This window comes from Streptomyces sp. NPDC003077, from assembly GCF_040611095.1.
Classification (GTDB): domain Bacteria; phylum Actinomycetota; class Actinomycetes; order Streptomycetales; family Streptomycetaceae; genus Streptomyces.
This window is the reverse complement of sequence record NZ_JBEXNM010000113.1, coordinates 1-16,862: the sequence shown is the minus strand read 5'-3', so window position 1 is coordinate 16,862 and position 16,862 is coordinate 1. Positions and strand designations below refer to the sequence as shown.

Annotated in this window: 14 protein-coding genes; 9 read left to right on the top strand and 5 right to left on the bottom strand. The window is 73.6% G+C overall.

What is annotated here, in order from left to right; translation table 11 throughout:
• Positions 1–317 precede the first annotated feature (317 nt).
• Positions 318–1,367: a WYL domain-containing protein gene (locus ABZX96_RS36880; RefSeq protein ID WP_355553660.1), complete on the top strand. Its 1,050-nt coding sequence runs from the start codon at positions 318–320 to the stop codon at positions 1,365–1,367.
• Between the two features lie 133 nt (positions 1,368–1,500).
• Here ABZX96_RS36880 and ABZX96_RS36875 read toward each other — a convergent pair whose 3' ends face one another.
• Both ABZX96_RS36875 and ABZX96_RS36870 read right to left on the bottom strand, forming a co-directional pair.
• Positions 1,501–2,460 (bottom strand): SDR family oxidoreductase, encoded by a 960-nt coding sequence (locus tag ABZX96_RS36875; protein ID WP_355553657.1) that lies wholly within the window; start codon positions 2,458–2,460, stop codon positions 1,501–1,503.
• A 177-nt stretch (positions 2,461–2,637) separates the two neighbouring features.
• Positions 2,638–5,100, bottom strand: a complete 2,463-nt coding sequence (locus ABZX96_RS36870; protein WP_355553654.1) for a hypothetical protein — start codon at positions 5,098–5,100, stop codon at positions 2,638–2,640.
• A gap of 219 nt (positions 5,101–5,319) precedes the next feature.
• Here ABZX96_RS36870 and ABZX96_RS36865 point away from each other — a divergent pair, with 219 nt between their 5' ends.
• A complete protein-coding gene (locus ABZX96_RS36865) occupies positions 5,320–5,838 on the top strand; it encodes a DUF4240 domain-containing protein (protein WP_355553664.1) in 519 nt (172 codons plus the stop codon).
• 177 nt (positions 5,839–6,015) lie between these two features.
• Here the strand turns inward: ABZX96_RS36865 and ABZX96_RS36860 are convergent, their stop codons facing one another.
• Entirely contained in the window at positions 6,016–6,528 is a 513-nt protein-coding gene (locus tag ABZX96_RS36860) for a GNAT family N-acetyltransferase (RefSeq protein ID WP_355553651.1), read from the bottom strand.
• A 38-nt stretch (positions 6,529–6,566) separates the two neighbouring features.
• Here ABZX96_RS36860 and ABZX96_RS36855 point away from each other — a divergent pair, with 38 nt between their 5' ends.
• Both ABZX96_RS36855 and ABZX96_RS36850 read left to right on the top strand, forming a co-directional pair.
• On the top strand, positions 6,567–7,469 hold the full coding sequence (locus tag ABZX96_RS36855; RefSeq protein WP_355553648.1) for a TIGR01777 family oxidoreductase: 903 nt from the start codon (positions 6,567–6,569) through the stop codon (positions 7,467–7,469).
• 455 nt (positions 7,470–7,924) lie between these two features.
• Positions 7,925–9,184 (top strand): NAD(P)/FAD-dependent oxidoreductase, encoded by a 1,260-nt coding sequence (locus tag ABZX96_RS36850; protein WP_355553645.1) that lies wholly within the window; start codon positions 7,925–7,927, stop codon positions 9,182–9,184.
• A gap of 182 nt (positions 9,185–9,366) precedes the next feature.
• On the opposite strand, the gene ABZX96_RS36845 is transcribed toward ABZX96_RS36850, so the two are convergent.
• Positions 9,367–10,887: a regulator gene (locus ABZX96_RS36845; RefSeq protein ID WP_355553642.1), complete on the bottom strand. Its 1,521-nt coding sequence runs from the start codon at positions 10,885–10,887 to the stop codon at positions 9,367–9,369.
• A 327-nt stretch (positions 10,888–11,214) separates the two neighbouring features.
• On the opposite strand from ABZX96_RS36845, the gene lipB reads away from it, so the two are divergent.
• The 4 genes from lipB to ABZX96_RS36825 all read left to right on the top strand — a co-directional run bounded on the left by lipB (position 11,215) and on the right by ABZX96_RS36825 (position 14,277).
• Complete coding sequence (gene lipB, locus ABZX96_RS36840) at positions 11,215–11,973, top strand: lipoyl(octanoyl) transferase LipB (protein ID WP_355553662.1); 759 nt, start codon at positions 11,215–11,217, stop codon at positions 11,971–11,973.
• A gap of 224 nt (positions 11,974–12,197) precedes the next feature.
• Positions 12,198–13,169 carry a lipoyl synthase gene (gene lipA / locus ABZX96_RS36835; RefSeq protein ID WP_355553639.1) on the top strand — a complete coding sequence of 324 codons (972 nt, stop codon included), beginning with the start codon at positions 12,198–12,200 and terminating at the stop codon, positions 13,167–13,169.
• 180 nt (positions 13,170–13,349) lie between these two features.
• Entirely contained in the window at positions 13,350–13,565 is a 216-nt protein-coding gene (locus ABZX96_RS36830; RefSeq protein WP_355553636.1) for a hypothetical protein, read from the top strand.
• A gap of 10 nt (positions 13,566–13,575) precedes the next feature.
• Positions 13,576–14,277: a DUF4191 domain-containing protein gene (locus tag ABZX96_RS36825; protein WP_355553634.1), complete on the top strand. Its 702-nt coding sequence runs from the start codon at positions 13,576–13,578 to the stop codon at positions 14,275–14,277.
• Between the two features lie 318 nt (positions 14,278–14,595).
• Here the strand turns inward: ABZX96_RS36825 and ABZX96_RS36820 are convergent, their stop codons facing one another.
• Positions 14,596–15,063 (bottom strand): RDD family protein, encoded by a 468-nt coding sequence (locus ABZX96_RS36820; protein WP_355553631.1) that lies wholly within the window; start codon positions 15,061–15,063, stop codon positions 14,596–14,598.
• A gap of 306 nt (positions 15,064–15,369) precedes the next feature.
• On the opposite strand from ABZX96_RS36820, the gene glnA reads away from it, so the two are divergent.
• Positions 15,370–16,779, top strand: coding sequence for a type I glutamate--ammonia ligase (gene glnA / locus ABZX96_RS36815; RefSeq protein WP_355553628.1), 1,410 nt, complete (start codon positions 15,370–15,372; stop codon positions 16,777–16,779).
• Positions 16,780–16,862: the final 83 nt, after the last annotated feature.

Genomic DNA, 16,862 nt, shown 5'->3' with positions numbered 1-16,862 from the left:
CCCCATGAGCCCGTACTCGCGCTCGCCGGGGTGTCCTCAATCGCCGGACGGGCTGAAAGTGGCGGCCTCGGCCCCAAGCACCCCGGGGCCTCGTCGCCGCAGAGCGGCTCGCCGACACATCGTCACCGTGTCCTCAAATGCCGGACGGGCTGGAAGTGGCAGGCCCCGCCCCCAGCATCACAGGAGGATGGCCGCGGCTCGTCACTACGTCCGTCACCGCGTCCTCAAACGCCGGACAGGCTGAAACTGGCGGGCCCAGCCCAAAAGGCGCGGGCCGCCCGGCGAACCGGCCACCACCACTTCGGCATGATGACCCCATGCGCGCCGCCCGCCTGATCAAACTGGTGCTCCTCCTCCAGTCCCGCCCCTCCATGACGGCCGCAGAGCTGGCCCACGAGCTGGAGGTCTCCGAGCGCACGGTCGGCCGGGACATCGTGTCCCTCTCCGAGGCCGGCGTACCCGTGTACGCCGACCGGGGAAGGGCCGGCGGCTACCGCCTCATCGGCGGCTACCGCACCCGCCTGACCGGGCTGGGCCGCAGCGAGGTAGGCGCGCTGTTCCTCTCCGGCGTGCCCTCCGCGCTACGCGAGATGGGGCTCGCCGACGCCGCCTCCGCCGCCCGCCTCAAGGTCTCCGCCGCGCTCCTGCCCGAACTGCGGGACGCCGCCTTCGACGCGTCCCAGCGATTCCACCTCGACGCCCCCGGCTGGTACCAGGAGCCGGAGACGCCGGCCCTGCTCCCCGCCCTCGCCGAGGCGGTGTGGGGCGACCGCCGCGTCACCGCCCGGTACCGCCGCAAGGACACCGAGGTGGCGCGGGAACTGGAACCGTACGGGCTCGTCCTGAAGGCGGGCGTCTGGTACCTGGCGGCCCGGGCTGCCGAACCGTCAGGAGGCGGGGCATCGAAGGACGGGCCGTCGGGGGGTGAGGCCGCCTTCCGCGTGTATCGCGTCGACCGCTTCACCTCCGTGGCCCTCACCGACGACCGGTTCACCCGCACCGAGGATTTCGACCTGCCCGCCTTCTGGGAGGACCGGGCGGCCCAGTTCGCCCGCTCGATCCTGCGCGACGAGGTCGTCGTCCGGCTCTCACCGGCGGGCGCCCGGATCCTCCCGCACATCACCGACCGCGCCGCCGGGCAGGAGGCCGTCGAACGGGCCGGTGAGCCCGACGAGCGGGGCCGGATCACCGTCACCCTGCCCGTCGAGTCCCTGGACGTCGCCTACAGCCAGCTCCTCGGCCTCGGCCCCGAGGGCGAGGTCCTGGCACCGCCGCAACTGCGCGCCCGGTTCACCGAGGCCACCGCCCGCACCGCGGCCCTGTACGCGGACGAGTCCCCCGCCGGGGAGGACCATCCCTCGCCGTAGAGAGCCGGCCCTCCCCGGGGACGACCGGCCCACCCCACAGACGACCGGCCTTCCCCATGGACGAGCCCCCCACCGGAGAAGACCACCCACCCCCCGCGGCAGCCCGTCCCCCGTCCCCGCCCCATCCCCGCCCTCACCGATAAGCGCTGACGTCCAAGACCTTCCGCTCCTCCCCGATGTCCACCAGGTACCGCCAGCAGTCGGGCCGCGAACCGTCCGCGTCCGTGAAGCCGTACTCCTGCGCCAGCCCGCCACTGGACAGCGACCGGCCGTTGAACCGGGCCACGTCCGGATCGGCGGCCAGCGCCGCCAGCGCCCGGCCCACGAACACCGGGCTCTCGGAGATCGCGAAGTGCGGGTCCTGCGCGATGCCGTCGCGCCAGTTCTCCTCGGTGACGTGGAAGTGGGTGTCGAGCATCGCCTCCGACCGCAGCCACCCCGGGGTCAGGCACACCGCCGTGCACCCGTGCTGCGCCAGTTCACCCGCCAGCCCGCGCGCCATCCTGATGGGCGCGCTCTTGGCCAGGTCGTAGTAGAAGGGCTCCCGGTAGCGGCGGTTGTACTCCTCGGTCCCGTCGGTCACCTCGACGACCAGGCCGCCCGGCCGACGGGTCAGCAGCGGCAGCGCGTAGTGGCTGGTGACGATATGGGTCTCGACGCCGAGCCGGAGCGCCCGCAGCCCCTTCTCCAGGTCGTGCTCCCACATCTTCCGCCCCCACTGGATGTGGTCGTCGCCGCCCCAGATGTCGTTGACCAGCACGTCCAGCCGGCCGTGCCCGCTGTCGACGCGCTCCACGAGCGCCCGCACCGCCTCGTGCTCCAGGTGGTCGGTCGGTACGGCGATCCCGATCCCGCCCGCCGCCGTGACCAGCTCCGCGGTCTCCTCGATCGTCTCGCTCTTCCGGCCGACCTCGCTGACCTGCTGCCGCGTGGTGCGTCCCGTCACGTACACCACGGCCCCGGCCCGGCCCAGTTCCACCGCCATCGCCCGGCCCGCGCCCCGGGTCGCCCCGGCCACGAGCGCCACCTTGCCCGCCAGCGGCCCCTGCCCCGGCCGCTCCGTCCGCTTCACCTGCGCGTCTCCACCATTCACGTCGCGCGTCTCCCCTCACCTTTTCCGTCCGGCGTTCCGTCCGGCGTTCCCTCCGGACGTGTGTCACCACCGGCACGTCCCGCCTGCCGGTACCACCGACCCTGGCAGCGAAACCCGACATCTTCTGTCGGGTTTCCGTAGCCGCCCCAAACGGAGCGGACCAGGGAGCGCGGCCCCTCACTCCCCCAGCGCGGGCAGCGCCTTCCCGTTCGGCAGCCGCCCGACCACCCTCGTCCCGGCCCCGGGACCGGCCTTCGGAGCAGCGCCCGAATCGGCGCGCGGACCGGCCTTCGGGCCGTCGTCCCGCGCCGCGATCGGGGCGGCGAGCGGGCCGCCGTACGCCGTGGCCCGTACGTCGCCCGTCGCCTCGATACGCGTGACCGCGCGGCTCCCCGCCGCGAGCAGGTACCACCGGCCGGACGCCGCGCGCCACCGCACGGCGGCGACGACGTGACGGCCGAAGCGGCTGCACAGCGCCGTGTCCCGGGCGCGGCCGGCGATCGTCCCCGGGTCGCCGGGGGACGCGGCGGGCGGGAGGAAGCGCGCCGTCACGCGGCCGGGGCCGCGCCAGGTGTCGGCCCGGGAGCAGAGCCAGTCCGCGCGCCCGCCGCCCTCGGGGAGGGGCTGTTCGGCGAACGTCCAGTTGTTGACGGACCGGACGCCCGCGCCCCGCAGCTCCGTCAGGGAGCAGGCGGTGCGTGCCCAGACGCGCCGGGCCTGGGTGTCCGTCACCTCGTGCGGTTGGCGTGGGGGCTGACCGGGCCGGGGCGGCGGGGTGAAGGTGAGGTGGGCGGGGGCGAGTCCGCCGAGGTCCGTCGCGAGGAAGGCGTGCCCTTCCGTGAGGGCTTCGGAGGTGCGGAAGCGGATCGCGGGCCACTGCCCGCAACCGCCGCCCGCCCTTTCCCCTACGGACGCGCCGAACTCCGTTCGAAGCGCACCGGGCTCCCTTGAGAGCGCACCGGCCTCCCCTGAGAGCGCACCGGGCTCACCTGAGAGCGCACTGGCCTTCCCTGAGAGCGCACCGGGCTCCCCTGAAAGCGCACCGGCCCTCCCTGAGAACGCACCGGCCTCTCCTGAGAACGCACCGGCCCTCCCTGAGAACGCACCGGCCTCTCCTGAGAGCGCGCCGACCTCCCCTGGGGACGCGCCGGTCTCCGTCGGAACAACCGGCACCGATACCGCCACCGGCCCGGGAACCGGCACCGCCCCGGTCACCCCGTCCCCGCCGACACGCACCGCGCGGGCGGGCGCGTCCGGGGCGCGCAGGTCCACGAGTTCGGCACCGGCGATCCACGGTGCGGCCAAGTAGCGCGCCCTGCCCTCGGAACGGCTCACCGCCAGGGCGGCGCCGGCCGTCACGTCCGTGTCGTCCAGCAGCGCGAAGTCCAGCGCGGCGCCGGGAGCGCGGCCGGTGGGGCCCGTGGCCGGTTCCGCGTAACGGACCACCCGCCGACCGTCGTGGAAGAGCACCACGGCCCGGCCATCCACGTCCCCGGCGTACAGCAGCCGGGGCGGGGTCTGCGGGGGCCGGGTGGTGGCGCCGGGCGCCGCCGTGACCCGGACGCGCCGCGCGGGCGCCGCCCAGGTCCGCAGCGCCCGTTCCAGCAGGGCGCGGTCGGCGGTCCGGCCGCCGCGGGCGGGCCAGACGGCGAGGCCGGGACGCGAGGTGTCCGCCCACGCCCTCCGGGGCGCGCGCTCCAGCCGGTCCGGGTCCAGCGCCCGCGCCGATTCCCGCCGTTCGCGTACGGAGGCGTCGTCCGCCGGTCGCGCGCCGCGCCCCGGCACGCCCATCAGCAGCGCGGCGACCACCAGCACCACGGCCACCGCGGCGGCGGCCCGGACCCGCTGACGGCGCCGCAGCAGGTCGGTCGGCCGGGTCTGGACCGTGCACGGGTCGAAGTCACCGGTCCCGAGGAGCGCCTCGGCCCCCGCCCCCGCCGACCGGTCCAGCCGGGCCGCCGCGCGCAGCTCCGCTCCCGGATCGGCGATCCCCGCCTCGGCCAGCAGGGCGCGCGCCTGCGTCTCCTCCAGGCCCTCCAGCCGCGACAGCGCGAAGGCGGCGCGTACGGGGCCGCGTACCGCGCCCAGCGCCTGGTCGAGGGCGAGTTCGTCGGCACCGCCCGCCCTCGGCAGGAACCGCAGCCCCCAGACGAAGGGGAGCCGGGGGCGGCGGGCGGCGAGCGCGGGGAGGCGGTCGGACCAGTGGTCGCGCCGCCGCTGCCGCCGCTCGTACGCCAGCGCCAGGCGCAGGGTCCGCAGCCGCACGAGGGCGTAGCCCGGGTCGGCACCGGTGGGGCGCGCGGCCGGGCGGCCGGTGGTGCCGGCCGCGCGCAGGGGCTCGCCGGTGGCGCGGCCGGGCTCGGTCCGCGCGCCCCGTAGGGGTTGCTGACGGGTACGCCGTACGGATCGGGGGCCCGGTCCCGTAGGGGTGGCGCGCTGGGCGGGCAGCAGCCGGCTCACCACGGCCCGGCCACCGGCGCGCGGCAGCGCCCGCTGGACGAGCGCGTGGGCGGTGAGCACCCGCCGGTGACGGCCCATGGCCGGTGGCAGCACCAGGTAGGCCAGGCGCACCAGCCGCGGGTAGTGCTCCACGAGGGCCGCACCAGCACGTTCGATTTCGGCGCGGGTCCGTTCGTCCATGGGCACCGTGCGCGCCACCCCCTCGGAACGTGGCCCGGGGCCCGCGTCCGGCCGGTAGGCGCGGCGCACTGCCCCGGTATGTCGGTCTTGCCTTCCGTGCCTCCAACGAGGGGACCGGGACGTGGGTCACCCATCCGTGATCGGTCCGGGTAACGACACCGTCGCATCTGGGGCACTCCGCGTGCGGGTCCCGCGTTCAGGCCCGATGCTTGTCCCGTGATGGACGAGACGGAGTTCTGGGAGCTGATCGACGGGGCGCGCGAAGCCGCCGAGGGAGACCCCGAGGAACAGGCCGATGTGCTGGTCGAACGGCTGGTGGCGCGGGATCCGGACTCCGTCGTGGACTTCGCCCGCCACTTCGAGTCCCGCTACAACCGCGCCTACACCTGGGACCTGTGGGGCGCGGCGGCCGTCCTGCTGGGCGGCGCCAGCGATGACGCGTTCGACTACTTCCGCTGCTGGCTGATCGGCCAGGGCCGCGAGGTGTTCGAGCGCGCGCTCCAGGACCCGGACCATCTCGCCGACCTCCTCGACGAGTTCGACGACGAGGTCGACGGGGACGCGGAGGAGCTGGGTTACGCGGCGGACGAGGCGTACGAACAGCTCACCGGCGGCACGGTGCCCGACCTCGGCCTGCCGCCCCAGCCCCGCGAGCCGCTGGGCGAGTACCTCGACACCGAGGACGACGAGGCCCTGGCGGAACGCTTCCCCCAACTGTGGGACCGCTTCCGGCCGTAACGGTCCGGGTGCCCCGGCCACAACGGCCCGGATGTCCCTTAAGGGCTGACTCGGGCGCCCCTTAATGAGGTCGACTCGCGCACCTGGAAAAGGCCGGCGCGGGTATCCGGAAAACGCTGGCGCGGGCGCCCCTTACGGGAAGCTCGCCCGGCGGTAAGGGCGCCCCGGCCCTCCCCCTCACACCTCGGACGACAGCGTCTTGCCCATCAGCACGTCGTCCACGTACACGCCGTCCAGCAGGAATTCGCCGGGCAGCACGCCCTCCACCGTGAAGCCGGCCGAGGAGTACAGCGCGCGGGCCGGGGCGTTGTGACCGAGCACGCGGAGCGTGACGCGGCGGGCCCGCTCCGACCGGGCCCGTTCGCAGGCGGCGTCCAGCAGCGACCGCGCCACACCCCTGCCGCGCGCCCACGTGTCCACCGCCAGCCCCTGGATCTGGCGGACGTGCGCGTTGCTCAGGAGGTGGGTGGGCTGTACGAGACGGATGTAGCCGGCGAGCCGGCCGTCCAGTTCGGCCACCAGGAAGTCCGCGGGCAGGTGCCGTTCGTCGAAGAACGGGGCGTAGGGGGGCTCCGGGCGCGGCTGGACGGTGTGCAGCGGTGACCACGTGCGGCGGTCGAGGTCGCCCAGCGCCGCCTCGTCGGCATACGCGGCGGCACGGATGGCGGTGCCTATGAACGCTTCGGACATGCGTGCCACTGTGCCACGTGACGGGATCTCGGGGCAGTATGAATCCCATGCGAATCGCGGTCACCGGTTCGACCGGTCTCATCGGCGCGGCACTGACGCGGTCGCTGCGCGCGGACGGGCACGACGTCGTCCGCCTCGTGCGGCGGCAGCCCCGGGCCGCGGACGAGGTGGCGTGGGACCCGCGGCGCCAAAAGGTGGACGCCGCCGGGCTCGTGGGATGCGACGCGGTCGTCCACCTCGCGGGCGCGGGCGTCGGCGCGCGCCGCTGGACCGAGGCGTACAAGCGCGAGATCCGGGACAGCCGGGTGCTGGGCACCGCCGCGATCGCCGAGGCCATCGCCTCCCTGGACACCCCGCCCCGGGTGTTCGTGTGCGGCAGCGCGGTCGGTTTCTACGGGGACACGGGCGACCGTCCGGTGGACGAGTCGGCGCCGCCCGGCACCGGCTTCCTGCCCCGCATGTGCGTCGACTGGGAGGAGGCCGCGCACCCCGCGGCCGAGGCCGGGGTGCGCACCGTGTTCGCCCGCACGGGGCTGGTCGTGGCGCGGGAGGGCGGCGCCTGGGGCCGTCTCTTCCCCATCTTCCGCCTGGGGCTGGGCGGACGGCTCGGTGACGGCCGGCAGTACTGGAGCTTCATCTCCCTCCACGACCACGTCGCCGCCCTCCGCCACCTCATCGACACCGAGGACCTCTCCGGCCCGGTGAACCTCACCGCCCCCGAGCCCGTCACCAACCGCGAGGTCACGGCGGCCATGGGACGCGTCCTGCGGCGCCCGGCGCTCTTCGCGGTGCCCGCCCCCGCGCTGCGGATCGCCCTCGGCGAGATGGCCGGCGACGTGCTCGGCAGCCAGCGCGTCCTGCCCCGCCGCCTGCTGGACTCCGGTTTCTCCTTCGCCTTCCCGGCCATCGACGAGGCGATCCGCGCCGCGGCCCGCGGCTGAGACGGAGACGAACGCACCACGGGGACGGAGACGAACGCACAGCCGGGACGGAGGCGAACGCGCAAACGGGACGGAGGCGAACCGCCGACCGGGATGGGGACGAACGCACGACCGGGACGGAGGCGCCTCCGACTAAGACGGGACCGGGGGCTCGTCGGCCACTGGGCACGGGAACGGACGCAGCTCACCACCCCCCGCGCACCCCAGCCGCCCCGCCCCTTCGTGCCCCGCGCACCCCACCCGCCCCGCCCTTCCGTGCCCCATACACGGACGTCCCGCGACGTGCCCCGATGTGCCGTGTCGTGCCCCCGTGCGCGGGCCACGCGCGACTGCGGCGCGGCGTACGGGGGCTCTATTGCTTGAGGTTCACGTCACCACTCGGCATCCTCCGGGCCGGTGCGTGCGCCTGCGCCGCGCCACCGGCACGGGGACCGGGACCGACCCCGGGAGGGCATGTGTCGCGCACCGCGTCGACCGCGGACGTCGTCATCGCGGGAGCCGGCCTCGCCGGCCTCTCCGCCGCCTATCACCTGACCAGCGCCGGAGCCACCGTCATCGTCCTGGAGGCCGCCCCCCGTGTCGGCGGCCGGGCCGCCACCGACCATTTGGACGGCTTCCGGCTGGATCGCACCGGCCAACTGCTGCTCACCTCCTTCCCCGAACTCCGCGTCCCCGCCTTCGACAGCCTGGCCCTGCGCCCCTTCGCCCCCGGCCTGTGCGTGCACGACGGGCGACGGGCGCAGCGGGTCGGCGCGCCCCGGAGCACGAGGGGCGCACTCTCCGCCGCACGCGCCCTTTCACGCGCCGACCGCCGGCCCGGTCTGCTCCCCGACCGCCGGCCGGACCAGCGCCCCGACCGCCCCCTGGACGAGGCGCTGGCCGCCCGCCCCGGCTTCTCCCCGTACGCACCCGACACGTTCCTGCGCCCCCTCCTCACCGCCCTGCTGTGCGACCCGAAGCTCAAGGGCTCCAGCCGCAGCGCCGCCCTGGCGCTGCGCACATTCGCCACCGGCCGGCTCTGCCTGCCCGCCGGCGGGGCCGAGGTGCTCCCCGGCCTCCTCGCCGCCTCCCTTCCCCCCGGCACGATCCACACGTCCGTCCGCGCCCGCTCCGTCTCCACCACCAGCGTCGGCACCGCCGACCACGGGCGTTTCGCCTGCCGCGCGGCGCTCGTGGCCACCGGCGCGCGCGACGCGGCGGAACTCCTCCCGGGCCTGCGGACCCCCGGTTTCCACTCGATGACCATCCTCCACCACACCACTGACACTCCCCCCGTCCGCGACCCGACGCTGTTCCTGTCCGCCGCGGGCCCCATCGCGCACACCTACGTCGCCGACGCGGTGGACCCCTCGCGCACCCCGCCCGGCCGCGTCCTGGTCAGCACGACCGTCCTCGGCGGGCCCGCGGCGCTGCCCGCCTCCGTCCTCGACAAGACCGTCCGTCCCCAACTGGGCCGCATCTACGGCACGTCCACCGACGACTGGGCGCTGCTGACCGCCCACCACGATCCGTTCGCGATCCCGGCCACCCGGGCGCCGTACGACCCGTGGCGGCCCGTCCGCCTGCTGTCCGGCCTGTACGTGTGCGGCGACCACCGGGACGCCAACACCGTCCAGGGCGCCCTGCGCTCCGGCCGCCGCGCGGCCCAGGCGCTCCTGGCCGACCTGCGCCTCCCGCCGCGCTGGGAGCCCCGCTCCCTCGTCCCGGCGGCCTGACCGCCCACCGCACACCCCTCGTCACAGGTGCGTATCCCCGCCGGGGAAACCGACGGGGAAGCCAACGGGGAAAGCCTCCTGACGAAGACCGCGAAACGCCGGGGACGCGAGGCCATGCCCCGCGCCCCCGGCGCTCTCACGTCCCCCGCACCCGCGTCCCAGGGACCGGGCGCGGGCACCTCTCAGCCCCCCATCGCCGCCACCCGGTCCCGGTAGCCCCGCACCGCCGCCGCGTCGCGGTACGGCTCCAGCCGCCGCTCGAATTCGCGGACGTACTCGTGTGCCCGTACGGAGCGCATCTCCGAGGCGTGTAGCGCCGCTTCCGCGCCCAGGGCGCACGCCTGCTCCAACTCGCCCAGGCCCAGCCGCGCGGTCGCCAGCACCACCCGGCAGAACAGCCGGCTGCGGGCGAACCCGGCGTTGCGCAGCTGGAGCGAGCGCTCCGCGTGCTGCGCCGCCGCCCGGAACTGCTGGAGGTCCCGATGGCAGTGCGCGAATTCGTCGGCCAGTTGGGCCTCGTCGAAGAACCGCGCCCAATAGGGCACCTCGTCCCCCGCCCGCGCCGTCTCCAGGGCCCGTTCCGCGCGCGCCAGCGAGGCCGTGCAGGCACGCACCTCGGACAGCACGCCGTGGCCGCGCGCCTCGGCGGAGTGCAGCAGCGCCTGGACCACCGGCGGTGCGCCGCTGCCCACGCCCTGCTGCGCGACCCGGGCGAGCTGCACCGCCTCCCGGCCGTGGCCCAGGTAGACGGCCTGGCGGCTCATCGTCACCAGGACGTAGGAGCCGTAGGCCCGGTCCGCGGCGGCCTGGGCGAGCCGCAGCGCCTGGACGAAGTACCGCTGGGCCAGTCCGTGCGCCGCGATGTCGTACGAGGTCCACCCGGCCAGCCGGGTGAGGTCCGCGGCGGCGGCGAACAGCCGGCGCCCCGTCGTCTCGCCGTACACGCCGCGCAGCATCGGCTCGGCCTCGTGCTCCAGGTACCGCACCAGGGCCTGCCGGGCGTGCCCGCCGCCGTAGGCGTGGTCCAGCGCGCGGAACAGCTCGCCGACCGACCGCAGCGCCTTGATGTCGCCGGCCGAGACGCGGTACGTCTCCGAGCGGTCCGACCGCTCCCGCCGCTCGCGGCGATCGAGGCGTTCGGCGAGGTCCGTGCGGGCGGGCCGCTCCACCCGCTCCGTCTGCCGCTGCCGTGGCACCGTGCCCCGGCCCTGGGCGGGGATGCGGCCGGAGGGCTCGGCGGCCGGGTCGGTGCGGGCCACCCGCTCGTCGGCCCGCCCGATGAGCCAGTCCCGGCTGGGCACCACCAGCCCGGCCGGGGTGAAGGCGATCTTCCGTAGCTCCGCGTGGCTGCCGGAGTCCTTGCGCCACAGCCCGCTGACGATGTCCACCGCCTCACTGGGCGTGGCCGCGAACTCCAGTCCCGCGTAGACCGGGGCGCAGGCGTCCAGCCCCAGGTCCTGGGCGGAGAGCCGGCGCCCGAGGCGGCGCGTGAACACCTCCGCGATCAGGGCGGGCGTTGTGCCTCTGGGCTGCTGGCCGCGCAACCACCGGGTGACCGACGTCTTGTCGTACCGGAGATCGAGACCATGCTCCAGACCGAGTTGATCCACCCGCCGGGCCAACCCGGCGTTGGAGAACCCCGCCTCCGCGATCAAGGCGGCGAGCTGGCGGTTGGGCGTTCGCTGTGGGGGTCGTTCCGTCATCAGCTTTACCGGTCTCCTGCCTTCCGGGCTGAGCCGCCCGGGCTCGGCTGACCCCTGTCCGGCGCGCTCCTCGCCCTCGTGGAACGGCGTGAATGTAACGGCCTTCGGCGACGATCTCGCCGCCTTCGCCCTGCGTTCATCCGATCGTGTGAGCACGGCTCGTACGCGCCTACAGGCGGCCCGCACCGGCCGCCTGTAGGCGCCACGGACCGCCGCCGTACAGTTGGCGTGGGCGCAAAAGACGCAACAAAGGTTCGAAGAGGAGCTACCGTGACTGCGATCTCTCGGGGGGAGACCCCCGCACCCGAGGGGCTGCGCTTCGTGCACATGGGCTTCGGTGCCGACGCCGTCGAGTACCAGGAGGCGTGGCAGGAACAGCGCAGGGTGCACGCCGCTCGGTTCGCCGACGAGATCCCGGACACCTGCCTGCTGCTGGAACACCCGCCCGTTTACACGGCCGGCCGGCGCACCACCGACGACGAGCGCCCTCTGGACGGCACCCCGGTCATCGACGTGGACCGCGGCGGGAAGATCACCTGGCACGGCCCCGGCCAGCTGGTCGGCTACCCGATCCAGAAGCTGCCGCGCCCGGTCGACGTGGTCGCCCACGTGCGCCGCCTCGAAGAGGCGCTGATCGGCGCGTGCGCGGAGTTCGGCCTGGAGACCACCCGGGTCGAGGGCCGCAGCGGCGTGTGGGTGCTGGGCGACCCCGTCGAGGAGCGCCCGTCCCTGGGCGGCCTCTCGCTGGACTTCGACCCGCGACTGCAGGACGAGGAGTTCGACCCGCGCCTGAACGGCCCGGAGTACGCCCCGTCCAACGCCGGCCAGCGCCGCGAGGACCGCAAGATCGCCGCGATCGGCATCCGCGTCGCCAAGGGCGTCACGATGCACGGCTTCGCACTGAACGTGAACCCGGACAACACCTGGTTCGACCGGATCGTGCCCTGCGGCATCCGGGACGCCGGCGTCGCCTCGCTCGCGAACGAGCTGGGCCGGGACATCACCGTCCCCGAGGTCGTCCCCGTCGTGGAGAAGCACCTGCGGGCCGTCCTGGAGAACGCCGTCCTCCTGCCGCGCGCCGTCTGAGCCGCACCGCGCACCGTCCGCACGGGAACGGGAACGGCGTACCGAACAGAGCGCCGCCCAACCCCACCAATCCGGACGGAACACCACAGACAACGAGTAACCGGGCTTCACGGGCCCGAGGGGAATGCACCCCCCGTATGCGCGGTTGGCCAGCGCGTATAGACGTGCGAATTACGGGCGTACCCTGGTGTACGCCGAAGAAACGAAGCTGTAGGGAGCCGGACGTGTCCGCTGTCGCACCCGACGGACGCAAGATGTTGCGCCTGGAGGTCCGGAACAGCCAGACCCCCATCGAGCGCAAGCCCGAGTGGATCAAAACCCGGGCGAAGATGGGCCCCGAGTACAACCACCTCCAGGGCCTCGTGAAGAGCGAGGGCCTGCACACGGTCTGCCAGGAGGCGGGCTGCCCCAACATCTACGAGTGCTGGGAGGACCGCGAGGCGACGTTCCTCATCGGCGGCGACCAGTGCACCCGGCGCTGCGACTTCTGCCAGATCGACACCGGCAAGCCGCAGGCGCTGGACCGCGACGAGCCGCGCCGCGTCGCGGAGTCCGTCAAGACCATGGGCCTGAAGTACGCCACGATCACCGGCGTCGCCCGCGACGACCTGGAGGACGGCGGCGCCTGGCTGTACGCGGAGACCGTGCGCCAGATCCACGCCGCCATGCCCGGCACCGGCGTCGAGCTGCTCATCCCCGACTTCAACGCGGTGCCCGAGCAGCTCGCCGAGGTCTTCTCCTCGCGCCCCGAGGTGCTCGCCCACAACGTGGAGACGGTGCCGCGCATCTTCAAGCGCATCCGCCCCGGCTTCCGCTACGAGCGGTCGCTTGAGGTCATCACCCGGGCCCGCGAGGCCGGGCTCGTCACCAAGTCCAACCTCATCCTGGGCATGGGCGAGGAGCGCGCGGAGATCACCCAGGCGCTCCAGGACCTGTACGACGCGGGCTGCGAGCTCATCACGATCACGCAGTACCTGCGCCCCTCCGTGCGGCACCACCCCATCGAGCGCTGGGTCAAGCCGCAGGAGTTCGTGGAGCTGAAGGAGGAGGCCGAGCAGATCGGCTACGCGGGCGTCATGTCCGGCCCGCTGGTCCGCTCCTCCTACCGCGCCGGGCGCCTGTACCAGCAGGCGATGGAGAAGCGGCGCGCGGACGGCGCGGCGCAGGAGCAGCCGGCGGCCTCCGCCGCCTCCTGAGCCGGATGTGAGTCCGGGCACATCGTGAGCGACGCGGCCGGTACCGCCCCAGGTCGGGGCGGTACCGGCCGCGTCAATGTTTCATGCGGGTTTGACCGCCCGGCCATCCGTTGGTAACACCGATCTGTGACCATGACTTCACAGTCCGCATCCGCCACTCTCCCTGGAGGGGAACCCGCCATGCAGGTCGCGCCCGCTCGCGCCGCCTCCGCTCTCCCCATCTCGGTCACCCACGCCCTGCGCGCCGTGGAGTCCCTGCTGCTCCGCGGCGGACAGCGCACCGCCCGGCTCAACGCCTGGACCTCGGTGCTGGAGGACCGGCGCCGCGCCGAGGACCGGCGCGAGGCCCAGCACGTACTGGAGGCCGTGGCGACCCAGAGTCCGCACGCCACGTAAACTTCGCAGCATGGCGAGGAAGGAAAACGCAGACACTACTGCGAACCCCGGGCGGCTGAAGCAGATCGCCCTGACCTACAAGATGACCCGTCGGGTCGACTCCAAGGTCGGTCTTGTCGTCGCCGGTGTGGGCATCGTCGTGTTCGGCGTTCTCCTTGCCATCGGCTTCCTGATCGGCCACCCCGTTTACCTGGGGATCCTCGGCTTCCTGCTGGCGTTCCTCGCGATGGCGATCATCTTCGGCCGCCGTGCCGAGCGGGCCGCCTTCGGGCAGATGGAGGGCCAGCCGGGCGCCGCCGCGGCCGTGCTGGAGAACGTCGGGCGCGGCTGGACGGTCACCCCGGCGGTGGCGATGAACCGCAGCCAGGACGTCGTGCACCGCGCGGTCGGCAAGCCCGGCATCGTCCTGGTGGGCGAGGGCAACCCGAACCGTCTCCGCGGCCTGCTGGCCGCCGAGAAGAAGCGGATGGCCCGCACCGTCGGCGACGCGCCCGTCCACGACATCATCGTCGGCGACGGCGAGGGCCAGGTCCCCCTGAAGAAGATCCGCACCACCCTGCTCAAGCTCCCCCGCGTGCTGCCCGGCCCCCAGGTGACGGCCGTCAACGACCGGCTCCGCGCCCTCGGGGACCTGATGAGCAACATGCCGGTCCCGAAGGGACCCATGCCGAAGGGCATGCGGATGCCCAAGGGCGGCGGGCGGATGCGCTGAGGCCCACGGGCCGCCGTCGCCGTACGCCCGGCGGCCCCTCGCGCACCGACACGACGAAACGCCCCGGAGCGGGCGGGACACCGGTCCCGCCGCCTCCGGGGCGTTTCGTGTCTTACGGGCCTCCGTACGGGCCGTGGCGCCGGGCCATCGGGGCGCGTTTCCCTACGAGGCCGCTGCCAGGGCTTTGCGTACGCGACCAGCGCTCAGCGTCTCGGGCACCCGCACCCCGTACGCCGCCGCTCCTCCCAACAGGGGCCTCGGGCCTTGGGCCTCACAGCCGACGAGCCACCGCCCTCGCCCCTGCCCCCGGCTCCGGGATCAGATCCGCACCTGCACCGAACGGGCCAGCCGGTCGTGCAGGCCGCGGCCGTCCCGGTCCCAGATGACGGCCGGGATGATGACGACCAGCAGGACCGTGCGCAGGACGACCCGGGGGAAGGACAGCCGTCCGCCGTTCTCGGCGACGACGCGCAGGCCCAGCAACCGCTTGCCGGGCGTGAAGCCGACCGTGCCGACCGTCAGCACGCTCAGCACGGCGAAGACCAGCAGCGCCCAGTTGCTCGCCGTCTGCGCCCGACCGCCGCTGAGCAGCCCGTACGCGACGAGCATGCACAGCGCCCAGTCGATGAAGAGCGCGGCGAACCGGCGTCCCGGACGCGCCAGCGACCCCGAGCCCTCCTCCGGGAGCCCGAGCCGCTGCCCGCGGTAGCCGAACTCGACGCCCATGTCCTCGGCTGCCGCGCGGGGCCCGGAGATCCACGATCCGATTGCTTGCCTGTTGTCCACCCGTCCACGGTACTGCGGCGGCATACGTTCGCCCCGCGCCGGGGCGCCGTAAGCGACGCCCGTCACGGTCGCCGGGAGCGCCGGTGTCCGGCCCGGCCGTACGCCATGACGCCCGTCCCGAGCGCGCCGGACGGTGTTCCGGACGGTGTGCCGCACGCCGCCTGCCGGTTAACCTCAGCGAAACAAATGGGTCATCCTTGGGAAATCCCGCCTGCCTATGGTCGGGCGAGCGCGCCCCGCCACGGACGTGCATTCGAGGAGCAAGCCCCGGGTCCACCGACCGGTGGCCGGGCTAGGAGGAGTTGGATGTTCCAGAACGCCGACGAGGCCAAGAAATTCATCGCGGATGAGGACGTCAAGTTCGTCGACGTTCGCTTCTGCGACCTGCCCGGCGTGATGCAGCACTTCACGGTGCCCGCTCAGGCGTTCGACCCCGCCGAAGAGCTCGCGTTCGACGGCTCCTCGATCCGTGGCTTCCAGGCCATCCACGAGTCCGACATGGCGCTGCGCGCGGACCTGTCCACCGCCCGCGTGGACCCCTTCCGCCGCGACAAGACCCTCAACATCAACTTCTTCATCCACGACCCGATCACCGGCGAGCAGTACAGCCGTGACCCGCGCAACGTGGCGAAGAAGGCCGAGGCGTACCTCGCCTCCACCGGCATCGCGGACACCGCGTTCTTCGGCCCGGAGGCCGAGTTCTACGTCTTCGACAACGTCCGGTTCGAGACCAGCGCGAACCAGTCCTTCTACCACATCGACTCCGAGGCCGGCGCCTGGAACACCGGTGCGGTGGAGAACAACCGCGGCTACAAGGTCCGCTACAAGGGCGGCTACTTCCCCGCCCCGCCGGTCGACCACTTCGCCGACCTGCGCGCCGAGATCTCCCTCGAACTGGACAAGGCCGGTCTCCAGGTCGAGCGCCAGCACCACGAGGTCGGCACGGCCGGGCAGGCCGAGATCAACTACAAGTTCAACACGCTGCTCGCCGCGGCCGACGACCTGATGCTCTTCAAGTACATCGTGAAGAACGTCGCCTGGCGCAACGGCAAGACCGCGACCTTCATGCCCAAGCCGATCTTCGGCGACAACGGCTCCGGCATGCACGTGCACCAGTCCCTGTGGAGCGGCGGCGAGCCCCTCTTCTACGACGAGCAGGGCTACGCGGGCCTCTCGGACACCGCCCGCTACTACATCGGCGGCATCCTCAAGCACGCCCCCTCGCTGCTGGCCTTCACCAACCCGACGGTGAACTCCTACCACCGCCTGGTCCCCGGCTTCGAGGCCCCGGTCAACCTCGTCTACTCGCAGCGCAACCGCTCCGCCGCGATGCGCATCCCGATCACGGGCTCGAACCCCAAGGCCAAGCGCGTCGAGTTCCGCGCCCCGGACCCGTCCTCGAACCCGTACCTCGCCTTCTCCGCGCTCCTCCTGGCGGGCCTGGACGGCGTCAAGAACAAGATCGAGCCGGCCGAGCCCATCGACAAGGACCTCTACGAGCTCGCCCCCGAAGAGCACGCGAGCGTCCCCCAGGTCCCCACGTCCCTCCCGGCCGTCCTCGACGCCCTGGAGGCCGACAACGAGTACCTCCAGCAGGGCGGCGTCTTCACCGCCGACCTGATCGAGACCTGGATCGACTACAAGCGCACCCACGAGATCGCCCCGATCCAGCTGCGGCCCCACCCGCACGAGTTCGAGCTGTACTTCGATCTCTAAAGAACGTCACGGAGTCAGGGCGCGTCCATTGCCCTGACCCGGCTGGCAGTAGGCCGTCGGCCGTGCCTTCCTCCGCGGAAGGC